The sequence below is a fragment of the Sphingobium sp. RC1 genome, from assembly GCF_059738765.1.
On the sequence record NZ_AP027306.1, the window covers coordinates 554,731 to 571,911 of the forward strand.

19 protein-coding genes are annotated in these 17,181 nt (G+C 61.3%); 13 read left to right on the forward strand and 6 right to left on the reverse strand.

Annotation, left to right across the window (positions count from 1 at the left end):
* The first annotated feature begins 267 nt into the window (after positions 1–267).
* The 5 genes from AC6JBC_RS02760 to AC6JBC_RS02780 all read left to right on the forward strand — a co-directional run bounded on the left by AC6JBC_RS02760 (position 268) and on the right by AC6JBC_RS02780 (position 5,431).
* Positions 268–999 (forward strand): TetR/AcrR family transcriptional regulator, encoded by a 732-nt coding sequence (locus AC6JBC_RS02760; protein ID WP_230463184.1) that lies wholly within the window; start codon positions 268–270, stop codon positions 997–999.
* A gap of 334 nt (positions 1,000–1,333) precedes the next feature.
* On the forward strand, positions 1,334–2,134 hold the full coding sequence (locus AC6JBC_RS02765; protein ID WP_196224668.1) for a phytanoyl-CoA dioxygenase family protein: 801 nt from the start codon (positions 1,334–1,336) through the stop codon (positions 2,132–2,134).
* A gap of 95 nt (positions 2,135–2,229) precedes the next feature.
* Positions 2,230–3,159, forward strand: a complete 930-nt coding sequence (locus AC6JBC_RS02770; protein WP_196224667.1) for a phytanoyl-CoA dioxygenase family protein — start codon at positions 2,230–2,232, stop codon at positions 3,157–3,159.
* A 155-nt stretch (positions 3,160–3,314) separates the two neighbouring features.
* Positions 3,315–4,073, forward strand: a complete 759-nt coding sequence (locus AC6JBC_RS02775; RefSeq protein ID WP_196224666.1) for a hypothetical protein — start codon at positions 3,315–3,317, stop codon at positions 4,071–4,073.
* A gap of 53 nt (positions 4,074–4,126) precedes the next feature.
* Positions 4,127–5,431: an NtaA/DmoA family FMN-dependent monooxygenase gene (locus tag AC6JBC_RS02780; RefSeq protein ID WP_196224665.1), complete on the forward strand. Its 1,305-nt coding sequence runs from the start codon at positions 4,127–4,129 to the stop codon at positions 5,429–5,431.
* 679 nt (positions 5,432–6,110) lie between these two features.
* Here AC6JBC_RS02780 and AC6JBC_RS02785 read toward each other — a convergent pair.
* The 3 genes from AC6JBC_RS02785 to AC6JBC_RS02795 are packed head-to-tail and all read right to left on the reverse strand — an operon-like array spanning position 6,111 to position 8,588.
* On the reverse strand, positions 6,111–6,833 hold the full coding sequence (locus AC6JBC_RS02785; protein ID WP_498025271.1) for an anti-sigma factor family protein: 723 nt from the start codon (positions 6,831–6,833) through the stop codon (positions 6,111–6,113).
* Positions 6,826–7,359 carry a sigma-70 family RNA polymerase sigma factor gene (locus AC6JBC_RS02790; protein WP_498025273.1) on the reverse strand — a complete coding sequence of 178 codons (534 nt, stop codon included), beginning with the start codon at positions 7,357–7,359 and terminating at the stop codon, positions 6,826–6,828. The genes AC6JBC_RS02785 and AC6JBC_RS02790 overlap by 8 nt, the downstream gene beginning before the upstream one ends.
* Positions 7,347–8,588, reverse strand: coding sequence for a glycosyltransferase family 4 protein (locus AC6JBC_RS02795; RefSeq protein WP_498025275.1), 1,242 nt, complete (start codon positions 8,586–8,588; stop codon positions 7,347–7,349). Before AC6JBC_RS02795 ends, AC6JBC_RS02790 begins: the two co-directional genes overlap by 13 nt.
* A gap of 231 nt (positions 8,589–8,819) precedes the next feature.
* Here AC6JBC_RS02795 and AC6JBC_RS02800 point away from each other — a divergent pair, with 231 nt between their 5' ends.
* From AC6JBC_RS02800 to AC6JBC_RS02815, 4 genes are all read left to right on the forward strand, one after another.
* Positions 8,820–9,452 carry a peptidylprolyl isomerase gene (locus tag AC6JBC_RS02800; protein ID WP_498025985.1) on the forward strand — a complete coding sequence of 211 codons (633 nt, stop codon included), beginning with the start codon at positions 8,820–8,822 and terminating at the stop codon, positions 9,450–9,452.
* A gap of 59 nt (positions 9,453–9,511) precedes the next feature.
* Complete coding sequence (locus AC6JBC_RS02805) at positions 9,512–10,255, forward strand: DUF72 domain-containing protein (protein WP_498025276.1); 744 nt, start codon at positions 9,512–9,514, stop codon at positions 10,253–10,255.
* A gap of 306 nt (positions 10,256–10,561) precedes the next feature.
* A complete protein-coding gene (locus tag AC6JBC_RS02810; RefSeq protein WP_498025277.1) occupies positions 10,562–10,948 on the forward strand; it encodes a gamma-glutamylcyclotransferase family protein in 387 nt (128 codons plus the stop codon).
* An 88-nt stretch (positions 10,949–11,036) separates the two neighbouring features.
* A complete protein-coding gene (locus AC6JBC_RS02815) occupies positions 11,037–11,957 on the forward strand; it encodes a dienelactone hydrolase family protein (protein ID WP_498025278.1) in 921 nt (306 codons plus the stop codon).
* Positions 11,958–12,060: 103 nt separating this feature from the next.
* Here AC6JBC_RS02815 and AC6JBC_RS02820 read toward each other — a convergent pair whose 3' ends face one another.
* Positions 12,061–12,594, reverse strand: coding sequence for a peroxiredoxin (locus AC6JBC_RS02820; protein WP_498025986.1), 534 nt, complete (start codon positions 12,592–12,594; stop codon positions 12,061–12,063).
* A 107-nt stretch (positions 12,595–12,701) separates the two neighbouring features.
* On the opposite strand from AC6JBC_RS02820, the gene AC6JBC_RS02825 reads away from it, so the two are divergent.
* The 4 genes from AC6JBC_RS02825 (at position 12,702) to AC6JBC_RS02840 (ending at position 15,784) form a co-directional block, all read left to right on the forward strand.
* The gene (locus AC6JBC_RS02825; protein WP_498025280.1) at positions 12,702–13,226 is read left to right on the forward strand and encodes a hypothetical protein; all 525 of its coding nucleotides are present in this window, start codon (positions 12,702–12,704) and stop codon (positions 13,224–13,226) included.
* 40 nt (positions 13,227–13,266) lie between these two features.
* The gene (gene recF / locus AC6JBC_RS02830; protein ID WP_498025281.1) at positions 13,267–14,337 is read left to right on the forward strand and encodes a DNA replication/repair protein RecF; all 1,071 of its coding nucleotides are present in this window, start codon (positions 13,267–13,269) and stop codon (positions 14,335–14,337) included.
* Positions 14,338–14,445: 108 nt separating this feature from the next.
* Positions 14,446–14,979, forward strand: a complete 534-nt coding sequence (locus tag AC6JBC_RS02835) for a CHAP domain-containing protein (protein ID WP_498025282.1) — start codon at positions 14,446–14,448, stop codon at positions 14,977–14,979.
* A gap of 79 nt (positions 14,980–15,058) precedes the next feature.
* A complete protein-coding gene (locus AC6JBC_RS02840) occupies positions 15,059–15,784 on the forward strand; it encodes a CHAP domain-containing protein (protein ID WP_498025284.1) in 726 nt (241 codons plus the stop codon).
* Positions 15,785–16,019: 235 nt separating this feature from the next.
* Here the strand turns inward: AC6JBC_RS02840 and AC6JBC_RS02845 are convergent, their stop codons facing one another.
* Together AC6JBC_RS02845 and AC6JBC_RS02850 are read right to left on the reverse strand one after the other, a co-directional pair.
* Positions 16,020–16,295 (reverse strand): DUF3297 family protein, encoded by a 276-nt coding sequence (locus AC6JBC_RS02845; protein WP_464787475.1) that lies wholly within the window; start codon positions 16,293–16,295, stop codon positions 16,020–16,022.
* A 30-nt stretch (positions 16,296–16,325) separates the two neighbouring features.
* Complete coding sequence (locus tag AC6JBC_RS02850; RefSeq protein ID WP_498025285.1) at positions 16,326–17,180, reverse strand: S1 family peptidase; 855 nt, start codon at positions 17,178–17,180, stop codon at positions 16,326–16,328.
* Position 17,181 lies beyond the last annotated feature (1 nt).

Consider the following 17,181-nt stretch of genomic DNA (forward strand, 5'->3'; position numbering starts at 1 on the left):
TACCTCGAATCTCCGGTTGGCCCGCTCCCGTTCGGCCGTCAAGTCGTTCGCGAGATCGACATCACCCGGTAGCCTCAGGTATCCAGCGCCAATTTCGGCGGGGCACGGCAGTAAAGGGAGTCGTTCCCGCCTAAATTTGGGGCAGGTGACGGCGCCCAAATGTGGGGTCACCGCTCGTGTCGCGGGGTTCGAGCCTCGCGGTGTAGAGAAGGCCAACCTACACTGGCACCCTTGATCGACTGATCCTTCAATGCTTAGGACAGTGCCATGATGGAAGCCGATAGCAATGAACAATCGATGGACCTTGGCATGGTGCGCCCCGGGAAATCTTCCCGAGGCTCTAAAACGGTCGACATGATACTTCGATCTGCCGTTCAAGTGTTGATTGAAGAGGGATCGGCGGCGTTCACATTGAAACGGATCGCAGAAAAATGCGGTTTGCAGATAGGCAACGTCACGCGCCATTTCCCTCGAAAGGAAATGCTTGTCCAGTTACTTCTTCATGAAATCCTCGATTCCAGTGAAGAACTCCTAAGACATCGCGTGTATGAAACTAATATGCCTGCCGAAGACGCGCTGACTCTTGTGATAACCGGCACGTTGGAAGGCGCCAAGGCGAAAGGAACAACGCATTTAATGACAGAACTTTGGGCCATGAGTAATCACAATGAATTTGTGGCGGAGCGCGTGGAGGCCTTATACCAATATAGTCACACATTGATTGGTTCGTTCGTAAAGCAGCTGAATCCCTCGCTTAACGACGAGGAAGTTGAAGCAGTCTCGATCTTCATCAATGCCGCAATGGAAGGCATGACAGTCATCGCAGGTCATGGTAAGCCATGGTCGAAAAAAATGCCGCTTATGCAAATGATCGGAGCGAATTCGCTCGTCAAAATGGCGAAAACCATCACTCCGGCCGAAATACGCATACTGAAGGCCCGGCCAGACGAAATGGCTGCGGAAAAACGGGGTGCGACGCAAAAGCGGGCGCCGAAATAGGTTAAACTCAGAGCGTGCGGCCAAGCGCGCGGCCCACGCCGGGTGGCCCCATCGCTAAATCATGCTTCGATAACGAACTTGGACGACGAGTCTTGCGCTCGGCCCATCGCTGGCGCTCGCGATGGCGCGGTAACCCCACATAAACCTGTTGACAGGAAGTTGAAAATATTCAACATAAGAAATGTTGATAAATATTAACGTAAGAAGGAAGGCGCGGTGCTTGGCTCAGCGACGGTCCGCTGCCCTATGCGATTTGGTTTAACCGACAAGGTGGCACTGGTAATTTCTTTGAGCTTAGCGCGCGACGAGACGACCTGCTTCAAGGAGTATCACGATGAAGCTTCAGCATCTTCCTAACGACGCCACCGTCGAGGAAGCGATAAAGGTGATCCGTGAGCATGGCCATGTGATCATAGATGAGCTGGTTCCAGGTTCCGTTATCCATCAAATCCTGACGGATATGCGGCCATATACCGATGCTGCGCCGTTCAGCGAAAATGAGTGGTTCGGTAATGGAAGTCAACGCGTCGGCAATTTGATCGCACGCTCGGAAACCGGTCGCGACCTCGTGATGAACCCTTTGGTACTTGGCGTCGTGAAGGACGTACTTAGCCATTCACCGATCGTTCAGCTCGGCGCAACCGAGATGATCTCATTGAAGCCAGGTTGTCCCGCGCAATTTATTCATCAAGACGAAATGACTTTCGACAGCTTTCCATTTCCTGATGACTATATCGTTTCTTGCAATACCTTGTGGGCATTAACGGACTTCACCGAAGAAAATGGCGCGACCCGGGTTGTTCCAGGAAGCCATGCCTTACCGCGTGCGGAATATAGGTTGGAAGACACGCTGCCAGCCGAGATGAAACGTGGTTCCGTGATGATTTTCACGAGCAAGCTGTGGCATGCCGGGGGCAGCAATCGATCGAAAGACATCCGACGCGCGCAGGCGATCAACTATTGTGTTGGCTGGGTCCGGCAGGAGGAAAACCAGTTTCTGGCCTGCCCGCAAGATATCGCCCGAACCCTGCCTGACGATCTTCTGAAATTGATGGGGTATCAGATCGGCTTTGGCTACGGCCACGCCGGGGCGCAAGCGGACCCCTTGACTGCACTCAGGCAGGCACACCCCTGATACGTGCCGGGATGAAGGACGCGAGATAGCGATCAGGGTGAGATCACGGTCTCACTAGCGATATCATTCCAGATCAAAGACTGAAGGATCGTGAAATGTCAGTTGGAAACACAATTTCGATAGATGACTATCAGACCGAGCAAATGAAAGCGACAGTAGTGGTGCCACTGGATTTTCAGGACGCTCTGCCGCAACCTACGCCGGATCTGGAAACGGCAAAGGCCGACTTTGAACGAGCAGGCTATGCGATCCTGACCGCCGCGATCTTGCCAGACAAGGTCGAACTCGCCCGGCAGGTGCTGGCTTCCGAAATTGCCCACGAAGAGGCGGCGGACATCACTCGGGTAAGCCAGTTCTTTGTCGATCCCGATGCCAAGAATCGGCGTCTGGACCGCTTGCCCGATCGGCATCCGGTGTTTCTCGAACTCCTCGAACAGCCTGTTTTGTTGGACCTCGTCAAACACATCCTCGGACCCACGGTGCTTAACGAAAGCTACCTTGTTCAAAGCCTGGATGCCAATGTCACACGTCCAGGAAGCGGCGCGCAATTCATCCACCTGGACGCTGCCCGCGACACCCATGATCAGGCCGTTCCATACCAGGCTCGCTTCATCTGGTGCCTGGATGCGTTTGACGAGGAGAATGGTGCGACGCGTGTCGTCCCTGGCAGTCATCGCTGGAACGACCGGATCGATATGTCTGGTGCAACATTCTACGAGTCGGTGCCAGCCATCGCCCCTGCTGGCTCGCTGCTCATTTACTCGGATATGCTGCTCCACGGCACAGGGGCAAATGTATCGACTGACCGGCAGCGGGCATCCATCAACTTTGGTTACTGCCCGCCCTGGTGTCGGCCGTTGATCAACTTTCCGCTCGTTCTTGATCCGCGCACGATGGACGGCGCGTCACGTACGCTCCGTCAGTTGCTGGGCTACAGCTCTGTCGTGAATGGCTTCGATTCACCCTGGAACTCGGCTTCGGAAGAGCTGCGTTCCATGACGGTCCCGGCCACCATCGAATACTGACCGTAGGAGCGGCGCAAGGCAGTCGGTACGCGGCGGTGGCGGCATCGCCACTGAACGCAAGTCGGTGCCTGGTGCGGACTCGACGGGGAAGGGGTCGGGAAGGCTGGAAAGACACCGGCGTACCCCGGTCGGCGTACATTTTGCGAGAGCAGCCTATGCACACCGCTTTCTCATTGAAGGGTTCGATGTTCGAGATCGAGATGAACGGTCATGCGGCGGATCGGGAGGAGCTGCTGGACTGGCGGCCCGATGATCGGCTGGCCGTCATTCTCACCTCGCCCCTGAGCGCACTGGGTGCCAGCATGCTGTTACAGCTGGTGACCACGGCCTATTATGATGTGCGCCCCAGCCGCCGAAAGGCGCCGCATTATGCGGAAATCTACCTGCTTCATTCTGGCGGGCGCTATGGCGACTTCTCAAGCTTTGACGTGGTGCCCCGTCGGGAGGTCTTTCTTCCAGCCGATCCCGACGCGCTGATCGAGGCGATCAACGATCGCGCGATTACCCACCTGGCTATTCCCGACGGAACTCCACGGCATTTGACGTTCCCTTGGAAAGAGCCAGAGGTGGCGCGCGATCGCATCCGGCATTGCTTTGCCTATACTGCCCAGGGACGCACCAGTAATGCCGATATTGCGATCATGTCGCGGAACCCTGATCTGCACCAGGATGTCGAACTGGCGCTCGAACCAATCGCGCTTGCGGAGAGTATCGAGCGCTACATCGACGCAGGCGATGCGGATGTTCAGCTTTATTCAAGAGAGCTGGCGCAGCGTGTGCGCAGTCGATTGATTGAAATTAGTGCAGACGAGAAAATAACCGCAAGAAAATATCACGACGCCATTTGGGATGACGGCGTCATGCGGCAGACTTTTCGAAAGATCAGTGTCGACGCCGCGCTCTCGCTGCTCTGACACACGTCTACCGGTCATCAGATCATCAAATTAAAATCAAGGAGACTGACGCTATGGCACACACAAAATTCCACCTCGGCTATTTCACCAAGTTCGGGGCCACGTCATGGCCCGGTGACGGCAAGGAGTTCGGGTCGGACTGGATTGACGGTTCCTATCACAAGCAACTCGCCAAGATGCTGGAAGCAGCGAAGTTCGATTTCATCTTTTTCGAAGACACGTTGATCGTTGGCGACAGATATGCCGGCTCCATGGAGCTCGATCTGAAGAACGCTACGCTGGCCCCCAAACTCGATCCCATCCCGCTGCTGCCAGTCATGGCGCAGGAAACGTCGCACATCGGACTGGTCGCTACCGCGTCCACCACATTCTACCCGCCCTATCTGCTGGCCCGACTACTTTCGACCGTCGATTCCCTTACGGGCGGGCGCGCTGGCTGGAACATGGTCACGTCCAGTGAGAAGAACGCGGCCCTGAATTTCGGCATGGACAAGCTGCTGCCGCCTACGGTCCGCTATGACATAGCGGATGAATATGTCGAACTGGCCAAGAAGCTGTGGGATTCGTGGGAAGAAGGCGCGCTGGTCGCTGACCCTGAAACAGGTGTGTATGTCGACCATAACAAGGTTCACACCATCAATTTTGAAGGTAAGCATTTCCACTCGCGCGGCCCACTGAACACGGTGCGGTCGCCGCAGGGCTATCCTGTCCTGTGTCAGGCCGGTGCATCGGAACGCGGCCGCGAATTTTCGTCGAAGAATGCGGAAGTTGTTCTGGGCATGATGACCGGCGGCGTTCCCGGGATGAAAGCCTATCGCGAGGATATTCGGCGGCGCGCCGAAGCGCAGGGCCGCAACCCGGATGATATCAAGGTCATCTTTCTGACGCCCGTCAACATCCTTCCCGAAGGGGTTGAGAAGCAGGAAATGACCGAAGCTGAAAAGCAGGCGTCGTTCGAGCATAATATCGTCATGGCCTCCTCCTCGCTAGACGTGGACTTTTCGCTCTATGACCTGGACGTGCCCGTGCCGCAGGACATCGTTGCGGGCGGCCATACCAGCGCGCTCGACCATATGAAGAAAGCCGGGCGGGAAGAAGGCAAATCCATCCGTGACCTGTTCTCCATGGGCCAGGGCGCCAGTGGAATGGACTTCAGTGGCACGCCGGAGCAGGTCGCCGAAAAGATGATGGCGGTCATGGATGAAGTCGGCGGCGACGGCTTCCTTATCGAAGGATCGGGCTATAACCGCCAGCTCCCCGATCTGCTCAACGGCGTTATTCCCGCTCTGCAAAAGGCCGGTGCGGTTCGCACCGAATATCGCGGCACCACATTGCGCGAAATTCTGCGGGAGTTTTGACTCTGCAATCGGGCGGTTCGCAGTTAGCCGCCCGGTTTCAAGCCTGCCGCTACCCATGTACTCTGGGTGGTGATTGTAGCGGGGTATCGAAGGTAACAGCTTGCGCCGAGGTAGGCCATTCGCGATACACGAGATAAGTCATACGCTTGGATGGTGCCGCTGATGTCTCCTTATGGCTGCAGTCCGGTAACCGAGCGGCACGGGTCGGCGCGCTGCACCCATCTGTTATCGGGCGAATGGCAGGATGCGTCCTGATCTGACATTTACACCAGAGCAGGGGGAACGCCGATGCTGCGAAGGGTTTCGGGCGCTTGCGTACGAAAGCCTCCAGTGCAGGAACCCGCGGGGTCCTTTGGTCGGAAACTGCCTCTGGGATCAGGTTCGGTGAATGGCGGCTTTCCTGTCTTCGCCTCTCTAAACGCCAAATTCCGCAAACGGCCGGTCGCGCTCGAACACCTGCGTCCACTCATTTCGGCTAGCGTCTGGACAGATCAAGGTTTGTCCGTCATCCTTTCATCAAGCTGGTGATTTCATGGCCAGCAGGGATACCCGTGGTAAGGGGTGTGGGAAAGCTTCAGCTGGTCTGGCAGGAACATAGGAAATTTGCCGCTTTTAGCGCGGGAATACTGATCCCTCCCTCTCCGCCACTTAATATCAAAAGCTTCCGTATCCCGCCGGGTCAGGACCAATATTGGTTCAGCCGTTCCGCCTCCTGGTCGATCGTGCCGGGATCGCCTTCGCCGGTCAGGGCATAGGACATGTCGCCGCGTCGCCAGTAGGCGACGGACTGGTTGCCTTCCCGTACCGTGTCGGGGAGGGCGGGGGCGTCGCTTTTCTGTCGTGTCGCGAAGATGGACAGGCGCTCGCCCGCGCCGGTTCTGATCGCGACGAGAAGGGCGGGACTTTTTCCCGCCGGGAAAAGCTGGACGTCGGTCACGTTCCAGTCTGCGGGCAATGTGGGCAGGAAGATGTGGGTTCGCGTCAGAAGCTCGTGATGGTCGAGCGCCTGCCCTTCGATCTGCGAAGCCATGTGCGCCCGGATCAGCGCGACCCGGTGGGAGGCGACGGCCATATCGACATAATCGGGCGGATTAGGCCCGGTCGTCAGCAGCAATGCCAGCGCGGCCGCTGTCCCGGTCCCGCCGACCGTCGCTGCCCTGCGCCAGAAAGGCCGGGCTTTCGAAGGAGCAAGCGCCGCCCCGTGGTCGAGCAAATGGCTGGAGAGCTGTTCCTTCCTGTGCGCCAGCAGACGGAGTCCCGTCCGGGCGCTAAGGTCGGCCATCACTCGCGCTGCTAGGTCAGGGCGGGCGGCAAGATGCGTTTCCACGGCAAAGCGTCCGGCATCGTCCAGTTCATCGTCGATATAGGCGTGCAATTCGTGATCGGCGGGTTCCTCAGTCATCCTGTCCTCCAACCAGACGCAACGTCGCCCGCCCATCGACGCTGCCAGAGTTCCGCAAGGCCGCACGCGCCCGCGCCAGCCGTGACATGATGGTGCCTACCGGCACGTCCAGCACCTCGGCCGCTTCCTGATAGGTCATGCCTTCGACAGCGATCAGGTGGAGGACCGATCGATGATGGTCCGGCAGCGCGGCGAAGGATTGCCCCAATTGGGCAAGTTGCACCCGATGTTCCTGCCCGGCATCGACATGCGCCATCACCGTTTCTGCAAAGCGCGCGTCGCGCCGCGCCTCGGCGGCTTCTTTCCGTTTGCCCGATATGAAGACATTGTGGACGATGGCGAGCAGCCATTGGCGCCTGCTGCGGCTGGGTTGAAAGCTGTCCTGCCGCTCGATCGCGCGCACCAGCGCATCCTGGACCACATCGTCTGCGTCCTGATCGTCGCGCGCGAGCGAACGGGCATAGCGGCGCATGGCGGTGAGGTCATCGCCGATTGGGCCGCTGGTGCCGCTTTTCAGCCAGCGCATGATATCAGTTCCCGGGCCATGGCGGACGGTGGGGCGTCCGCGAGGCAATCGGCATAGGCTTGATAAACAGGCGCAAGGACATCGTCCCAGTCATAGCGTTCGGCAGCCGCGCTGGCCATCGCGCTCATGCGGCGGCGGCGGCGGGGGTCGCCGATCAAATGTTCGACAGCAGCGGCATAGGCGGCCGCTTCTTTCGGTTCGACCAGCAGGCCCGTGACATCATGGGTGACAAGAGCGGAAGCGCTCGGCACGTCTGCCGATACGACGGGTAGCCCGCTCGCCATGGCTTCGAGATTGACGTTGCCAAAGGCTTCGGTGACGCTGGGATTGATCAATATGTCGGCGCTGGCGATGGCTGTGCCGAGGGCTTCCCCCTCCAGATGCCCGGCAAAGGTCGCATTGGGCAGGCGTTGCGCCAGCCAGCTGCGGGCCGGTCCCTCTCCCACGATCAGTGGACGCAGCCCATGGTGACGCTGACGCAGAAGCGCGATCGTCTCGGCAAAGACGTCCAGCCCCTTTTCCAGGACGAGGCGGCCAAAGAACAGCGGCACGACATCGTCGCGATCATAGCCATAGGCCGCGCGTCCCGCGTCGGATCGGAGTGACGGATGGAAGCGCGCGCGATCCACGCCCCGGCCCCATATCGAAACCTTTGCCTCTCCATAAGCGCGGGCGAACTCATGGGCGATTGGCCGCGTCGGCGCCAATATGCGGTCGCACCGGCCATAAAAGCGGTCGAGATAGCGCTCGATCGGCTTGCGCAGGAAGGACAGGCGATAATAGTCCGCATAGGTTTCAAAGCGCGTGTGCACGCTGGCGATCACGGGCAGATCATTTTGCCGGGCGTAGCCGAGCGCCTGCCATCCAAGCCAGTCGGGCGCCGAAAGGTGGATGATGTCGGGAGCGAAGCTGTCGAGATCCGCGCGCGCGGCGGACGTAAGGCCCATGGCCAGCCGATATTCGGGCCGTCCCGGCAAGCCGAGCGAGCGCACGGCCTGAATATCCCCAACGGCGGCGAATGCTGGCTTTGGCGCGCGCGGCGTGTAGATGCGCACCTGCACGCCATGGCGCGCCTGAAGATAATCCACCAGCCGGTTGAGCGCCTGATTCGCACCGTCCCGGACGCAGTCATAATTGCCGGAAAATAGGGCGACCCGCATTGGCCGCTTTGCATCTCGGGCGGCGATCGGCGGGCGGGGCGAGCGGTCGAGGTGGAGAAGCGTTGCCATGATGCGACGCTTACGCATGCCGTCGCGCTTTTATTCCGGCTCACCTCCTTTTTTCAACAGACAGCGTAAGGCGGACTGATCGGGGACGGGAGACGTCCTGTTGGCCACTGGCGAGCGCACGGTTCGTCCTGTAGCGCGATCATTACCCGCGTGCTTTGGAATGGAGGCGACAGATCCTTGGTTAGACCGCCGATTTCTGCTGCCCTGTTGCGCGCGCTTGTCCTGTTGTTGATGGTGTTTCCGGCGGCGGCGTGGGGAGTGCCGGGCAATCGGCCGACGCCGGGCTACACGCGCGTGGCGATCGAGACGTCGGTTGGCACGATCGTGGTGGCGGTCGACAACAAGCGGGCGCCGCGCACTTCGGCCAATTTCCTTGCCTATGTCGATGATGGCCGGTTCGATGGCGTCACCTTTTACCGGGCGGCGCGGCGCAAGAGCGATGCGAGGCTGGGGCTCATCCAGGGCGGGATCGATACCGATGCGCGCCGGTCCCTGCCGCCGATCCCGCATGAGCCGACCAGCAAGACCGGCATCCGGCATCTCGACGCGACCCTGTCGATGGCGCGACCCAACCGGCCGAATTCGGCGATGGGCAATTTCTTCATCACGGCGGGCGCGACGCCCAATATGGACGCGCGGGGGGATTATATCGGCTATGCCGCTTTCGGCCATGTGGTCGCTGGCATGGATGTCGTGCGCCGCATCCTGGCCATGCCGACCTGCTGCGGGTCGGGGCCGATGCGGGGGCAGATGATCGTGAAGCCGGTGACGATCATTCGCGTAAAGCGGCTGGATGGCACGGCGCGGCCGACACGCGGAGTGAAGCCGTGGCTGATCGGGCTGCGGCGCAAGGCGGCCTCCTGATATTTCTTCTGTTCCGGGCGGCGTTCAGCCGTCAGGATGAGTGCTGAAAGGAGAGTGTCATGGCGTCAGGACGCATCAGGGTAGGCATTGGCGGATGGACGTTCGAGCCATGGCGCGGCACCTTTTATCCCCAAGGGCTGCGGCAGAAGGATGAACTGGTCTATGTCGGGCAGCATCTGACCGCGACGGAGATCAACGCCACCTATTACAGCACGCAAAAGCCCGCGACTTTCGCGAATTGGGCCAAGGCGGTGCCGGATGGGTTCCAGTTCGCGGTGAAGGCGTCGCGATACTGCACCAATCGCCGTGTGCTGGCGGAGGCCGGGGAATCGATCGGCAAGTTCGTGGGGCAAGGGATCGCGGAACTCGGCGATCGGCTGGGTCCGATCCTGTGGCAATTCATGCCGACCAAGAAGTTCGAGCCGCAAGATTTCGGCGCTTTCCTGAAGCTGCTGCCCGACAGCGCCGATGGCGTCCCGCTGCGCCATGCGCTGGAGGTGCGGCATGAAAGTTTCGATAATCCCGCTTTCCTGCAACTGGCGCGCGATGCGGGCGCGTCGGTGGTGCTGGCGGATCATGACGAATATCCTGCCATCGTCGGCCATGATGTGGGCTTTTCCTATTGCCGCCTGATGCGCACGCGGGAGGAGGAAGCGACCGGCTATTCCCTTAAGGAAATCGACGGCTGGAAAAAAAGAGCGAAAAGCATGGCGGATGATGGGGATGTCTTCGTTTTCTTCATCAGCGGTGCGAAAATCCGGGCGCCTGCCGCCGCCCAACGGATGATTGTTGCTTTGAAGTAACAGCGACTGTTGCGTTTGCTGCAACTGCGAACGCGCCCTTTGCGATTGAGGCAAGGGGCGTGGTCCATCATATGCGCTCTTGTCCAAACAGGGCGCAAAACAAAAATTGCAGGAAACGAAACATGCGGCACACTATGCAGGGCGTTGCGTTGATGGTTGCGGTCGGTGCGCAGATGCTGACCTTCTACTCGGTGCTTTTCGCCTGAGCGATTAATCGCTCCCCTTCATTCCTCGTCTACGGGGAATTTCAAAAAGGCCGCCCGGCTATTGCCAGGGCGGCTTTTTTATTGATAGCGATTACGCGCAATGAGCCCGCCCCTGCTATTCGTCTACGGGTCTCTCCGGCCCGGATTTTCAGGGGAGATGGCTCGCTGGCTCGCATCGGTGGCGGAATTTGCGGGTGCTGCCGTTGCGAGCGGCGCGCTTTACCGGATCGATTATTATCCCGGCTTCGTTCCCGGTGCTGACGGAATTGTCACGGGGGAGCTGTACCGGCTGCCTGATCCTGACGGCATCCTTGCCATCCTTGACGAGCATGAGGAGTGCGCGGCGCATTTTTCCGAGCCTCATGAATTTGCGCGGGAGTGGATCGAGGTGCGCAGCGCCGCGGGCGCGGTTTGTGCATGGACCTATGTTTATGCGCGCGATGTCGCGGGGCTGGAGCGAATCGCGAGCGGCGATTTCGTCGCCTGACTGACTTCGCTTGGTTGGACTGACGACTTGCGCCGGGCGGACGGGCCGATAATCTGCGGCGGCCGGGGGGCAGCGGAGAGGAAGCGCGATGAGCAGTGAGAATGCAGAACCCGGCCGCATGGATCGCCTGCCCGAAGACCGCAGCTGGATCGACAGCACAGGGCTCGACCGGCGCAAGCTGCTGATGACCGGCGCCTTCGCGGCTGGTTTCGCCGCCGCATGCCGCCCTGTGTCGAGCAGCGCCGTGCAGACATCGGGCGAGGGGCTGGCCCAGGAGACGGTCTCGATCCCGGCGAGTGATGGCTTTGCCATGCCCGCCTATGTGGCGCGGCCGAAAAAGGCGAAGAAGGCGCCGGTCATCGTCGTGGTGCACGAGGTTTTCGGCGTCCATGAATGGGTCCGCGATATCTGCCGCCGTTTTGCGCGAGAGGGCTATTATGCGATCGCGCCCGATCTGTTCGCGCGGCACGGCGATGCGACCAAGATCGCCGATATCCAGCAGCTTATCAGCAGCATCGTGTCGAAGGCGCCCGATGCGCAGGTGTTGTCCGACATCGACATGACCTATGACTGGGCGGGCAAGCATGGTGGCGACGCGACGCGGCGGGGCATTACAGGCTTTTGCTGGGGCGGGCGGATCGTGTGGCTGTATGCCGCGCACAGTGCGCAACTGGATGCAGGCGTCGCATTCTATGGGAGGCTGGTCAGCGAGAAGGCAGCGTTGCAGTCGTTGAGCGTGGTCGAGCAAGCGGCTGCACTGAAGGCGCCGGTGCTCGGGCAATATGGCGGTTTGGACAAGGGCATACCCGTCGCTGATGTCGAGACGATGCGCGCGGCGCTGAAAAAGGCGGGCAAGTCGCCGCCGGATGCGATCACAGTCTATCCGGAGGCTGATCATGGATTCATGGCGGATTACCGGCCGAGCTATAATGAGGCGGCGGCGAAGGAGGCCTGGGCGGCTACGCTGGAGTGGTTTGGGCGCTATGTGAAGGGTGGAGGAAGGGTATGAGCTTTCCCGTTCGGGCTGAGCGAAAGTCGAGACATATGATGCGCCAGCGCTTCTCGACTTCGCTCGAAGCGAACGGAGATTGGACGAACGGGGTAGGCGTTCCCTATTTCGCCTTCATCGATTGCACGGCAGCGAGGGTGCTCTTTACATGGCCGGTATAATTCATCTCGCTATGGACGAAGACGATCCGGCCATTGGGCGCGATAACGTAAGAGGTGCGGTCGGTTATGCCCGGCGCCATTTTCAGCGCGACGTCATAGCCCGCGATGATGTCTGGCCCGGCCGAGGCGACCGCGAACTTGCCCGCGCACTCCTTGGTCGAGAAGGCGACAAGGTCGTCCACCGGATCGGCGGACATGCCTATCACCGTCGCGCCCGCTTTTTTGAAATCATCGATATGCGTCGCGAACTCGCGCGCTTCGGCCGAGCAGCCGGGAGTGAAAGCCTTGGGAAAAAAGTAGAGGACGACCGGCCCGCGCTTCAACTGGTGGGACAGGGTGAGGGTGAAGGTCTTGCCCGCCCGCGCGCCGCGCGTGGTGAAATCGGGCGCCTTCGCACCGGCAGACAGCGCCGCGTTTGCGCCGGTCGATCCCAACATGGTGGCGGCAAGGGCCATTGCGATCATCGCGCGCTTCATCATCACCCGTCTCCATCCTTTGCGGCAGAGCAAGGGTGATGGCCCCAAGCCGTGCCGCTGGCAAGCCTGTAGCTGGAACCCTTCACCGCCCCGCCGGTTCATTACGGATGCGCCTGCTTTTCGCCATGCCATTGCTGTTGCTGGTTGCCTGCGACGACAAGGGCGGGGAAAAGCCCCGCATGTCGACCAACATCGTCGATGAGCAGGCGACCTATGATGTCAGCAACGAAACGCTCGCGCAGGATGAAACGCTGACGGCGGGCAATGAGACGCAGCCCCAACCGGCCGACAACGCATCTGTTTCCGCCGCTGCTGACAGGGCGGGAACGGCGTCGCGCGTTGGCGCGATCCCTGCGGCGTTGCAGGGGAGCTGGACCGGTCTAAATGACCGTTGCGGCGATCGGTCGGCTGAACTGGAATTGAAGGTCACGCCGGACAGCCTGATCTTCCATGAAAGCGTCGGGACGGTGAAGGGGGTTGCGACCGGAACCGGCGGCAAGGTGAAGGTCGATGCCGCCTTTACCGGAGAAGGCGACAGCTGGACCAAGAAGCTGGAACTGCGCCCGTCGGCTAATGGTCGGGAACTCACCATCATCAATGACGGGGCGGCGGTGACGCGCAAGCGCTGCTGAAGCGCTTTCCGTTTCGTGCAGGTCTCGCTAGAGCGGGGCGATGATCGGCCGCCTGACCTTGAGCGATTTCCGCAATCATGCGGATGCGCTGATCCTGCCCGATCATGCTTTCATCGTGCTGACCGGCGAAAATGGTGCGGGGAAGACCAACATATTGGAAGCGGTGTCGATGCTGGCGCCCGGACGCGGCCTGCGTGGCGCGGCGTTGCGCGACATGGCGCGGCAGGGTGGGCCGGGCAGCTTCGGCATTGCGGCGGAGGTGGACGGGGTGGTGCTGGGGACCGGCACTTCGGCTCAGGCGCCAGACCGGCGGCAGGTGCGGATCGGCGGCGTCGCGTCCTCGGCCAATGCGCTGGCGGATCATCTGGCGATCGTGTGGCTGACCCCGGCGATGGATCGGCTGTTCATGGACAGCCCTGGCAGTCGGCGGCGGTTTCTGGACCGGCTGACGCTGGCGCTGCATCCGGGACATGCGGTGCATAGCGCCCGTTATGAGGCGGCGATGCGGGCGCGCAATCGGCTGCTGTCGGACTTGCCCCGCGCGGACCCGTCGTGGCTGGCGGCGCTGGAGGCGCAGATGGAGGAGCATGGCGCGCTATTGTCCGCCGCGCGTGCCGATCTGGTTGCCCGGCTGGGCGTGGAACTTGTTGGCCAGCCCGATGAGCCTTTTGCCCGTCCGCTGCTGGCGGTTGACGGAGAGGAGGAGGGCGAGGGGCCGCTTGCGCAGCGGCTGGCGCGGGAGCGGCGGCGGGATGCGGCGGCGGGGCGCACCCTGTCCGGGCCGCACCGGCAGGACCTGGCAGTCGCCCATGCGGCCAAGGGGCAGGCGGCGGCGCTTTGCTCCACGGGCGAGCAGAAGGCGCTGCTGCTGTCGATCCTGCTTGCCCATGCTGCACTGGTCGCCGCCCATCGCGGCCAGCCGCCGGTCTTGCTACTCGATGAAGTGGCGGCTCACCTCGACCCGTCGCGGCGAGCTGCGTTGTTCGGCCGGTTAAGGGAAACCGGCGGGCAGGTGTGGATGACGGGAACGGAAGATAGTCTTTTCAACGAGTTGGGCGTAGCAACACGGTTAACGGTAACGGCGGGCCAGCTTTTTCGTTCCGCAGGTTAACCCGCCTCCGCAACAATTCACCGCTTGGCGCTTCTCAACTCATCCTGGCTCTGCGCTAAAGACGCCACGGGGTTGATAACGCACAACAAGTCGGGGGTCGTTTCACACATGGTCGGTGCTTTTCGCGCATTTATCGCGACTGCCGTGCTTGCGCTCGGCGCCCTGATCGTGACCCCTGCCGCCGCTGGCGTTCTCCAGTGCGCACCCTATGCGCGTCAGGTTTCCGGTATCGCACTTTATGGCAACGCCAATACCTGGTGGGGTCAGGCCGAGGGTCGCTATGACCGTGGTCATGAGCCGCGCGAAGGCGCTGTCCTGGCCTTCGCTGCCAGCCGTTCCATGCCCGTCGGTCATGTCGCCATGGTGAGCAAGGTGGTCAGCGATCGCGAAGTGCTGCTGACCCACGCAAACTGGTCCTATCGCGGCGGCATCGAGCGCAATGTGCGCGCCATCGACGTTTCGCCCAACAACGACTGGACCGACGTGCGCGTATGGTATGGCCCGATCGGCGGCCTTGGCCTGCGCTCGAACGCCGTCAAGGGCTTCATCTATCCCGGCCATGCCAGTGAGGCCGCGCCGGTGCAGATCGCCATGGCCGATCGCGTGAACCCGGCCGCTGCCGCCGCTGGCGCTGCTTTCTGACAGTTTAACCAGTTCATAAGAGCCGCCGGATAATCTTAGCGGCGGTGGGGCGATTCTCAGTGGTTTGAGGTCGCAAATAATGTTTCGATATGTTCGCGGGGCGGCTTGGCTGCTGGCGGCGCTGGTCGCCACGCCGGTATTCGGCGCAACCGCTTTGCAATGCGTGCCCTATGCGCGGATCGTGTCCGGCGTGAATATCCGGGGCGATGCGCTGACATGGTGGGATCAGGCGCAGGACCGCTATGCACGTGGGCACGTGCCCCGGCGCGGCGCCGTCATGACCTTTCGTCCCTATGGGCCGATGACGCTTGGCCATGTCGCGGTGGTCAGCAAGGTGCTGGACGACCGGCGCGTGCTGATTCGCCATGCCAACTGGTCGGTGCCCGGCGCGATCGAGGAAGATGTGTTGGCGCTGGATGTTTCCGATGCTGGCGACTGGAGCCAGGTGCGTGTGTGGCACAGCCCGACCGGGCAGATGGGCGCACGGACCAACCCGACCTTTGGCTTCATCTATCCGGACAAGCCGCAACTGCATGCGTTCGAGCCTGATCCAGTGCTTGGCACCAGCGTGCGGCTTGCGAAGGCGGATGCCGAGGATTGGAAGCCGACAAAGGCGGTGATCAAGGCTGACGGAGATGCACCGTCTCTGCGCCTTGCGAGCCTTGGCCGATCCTTGCGCAAGGCGGCGCATGAGCCGAAGCTGGAAATGGATATGCGGGCGATCCAGTTCGCGGATGCCGCGCCTTCGGGACGATCGCTGCGCGACATCATCGCCGATGTGAAGCGGGATGCGCGGCTGCGCTAGAGCATTTTCGAAGCAGATGGCATCATCTGCTGGCTCGGAAAATGCGGAAACAAAAGACAAATAGAGCATGATCCGATTCAGTCTGATCGGATCATGCTCTAGATACATATTCCGTTCGGGCTGTTTGGATGAGCCACTTGTCTCATCCAAATGTCGAAGCCCTTCACTTCTCTTCAAAAGAAGGAAGCCGTTGGCTTCGTCGGCCTTCGGCTCGACAAGCTCAGGGCGAACGGTCTTATGATTCCGGCTGTGACGAATTTTCTTCGCCCTCGGCTCCACGCTCGAACCAGGCTTCCACCGGGCCGGTGAGCTTGATCGTCAGCGGCTGGCCGTGGCGGTCCTTGGTCTTGCCGGCGGCGACGCGGATCCAGCCTTCGGAAATGCAATATTCCTCGACATCGTTGCGGACGCGGTCCTTGAAGCGAATGCCGATGCCCCGTTGCAGCACGTCCATGTCGAAATGGGGGCTGCGCGGGTTGGTGGAGAGGCGGTCGGGAGGCGTGTCGCTCATGGCTGTTTCAGATCCTTCGTTTCGCGCCGCCTAGCCTTTTGGCCGCGCCGCCGTCAACCGGGGCGCGTCGTCCACGTCACAGAAGATGCGGCGGATCACTCCCTGTTCCAGCCAGGAGGCAAAGCGTGTTTCTGCATCGGCCAGCCCTGCGAAGGGGTAGGCGACCGGCTGGTCATTGACGGCGCGGCTGGCGTGCACCAGCCGGATCATCGCATCGGGTGCGGTGGTCAGAATGCGGCCGCGCCGGTCGGTCGCCGCGCTGTTGACGCCGATGACATGGCCATCCTCGGCAAAGACGGGGCCACCACTGATCCCGGACAATGTGTCGTCGCTTTCGGGGAGGCGCGCGACTTCTGCCCAGGCGAGGACCGGCTGGGTTTCCTGCGTCCGTCCGCGCCGGGCGCTGGCCGCGCCGATCAGTTCCGATACGACAAGCGCCGCGTGGCCCGCTGGAAAGCCCATGTGGAAACCGAGCGATCCCGGCGCGGGTACGCGATCCGACAGTGGCAGCGCGTGATCGCTGGGCAGGCCGTCGCGCACCAGCGCGGCGTCGGCTTCCCGGCTCTCCACGATGCGGGACACGGCCCGGGCGACGCCGCCTTCCTCCAGCCCGATGCGGGAACAGTCATGGGTGACATGTTCGGCGGTCAACCAGGCGCCGTCCCGATCGACGGCAAAGGCAGTGCCCATGCTGTCGGATGGCGCGCCCGCCCGATCCTCGATCACGAAGGCTTCGTCGCTCCATTGCGGCATCGGGCGCCGGGGCGATCGGGGATCGAAGCTTTCGACCCGGAGCGGCGTCGGTTGCGTCACCTCGCCGATCCAGGCGATCGTCAATATGACGCCCAGCATCAGCGGGAGGCAGCCGATGCTCCGCCGTGCCATG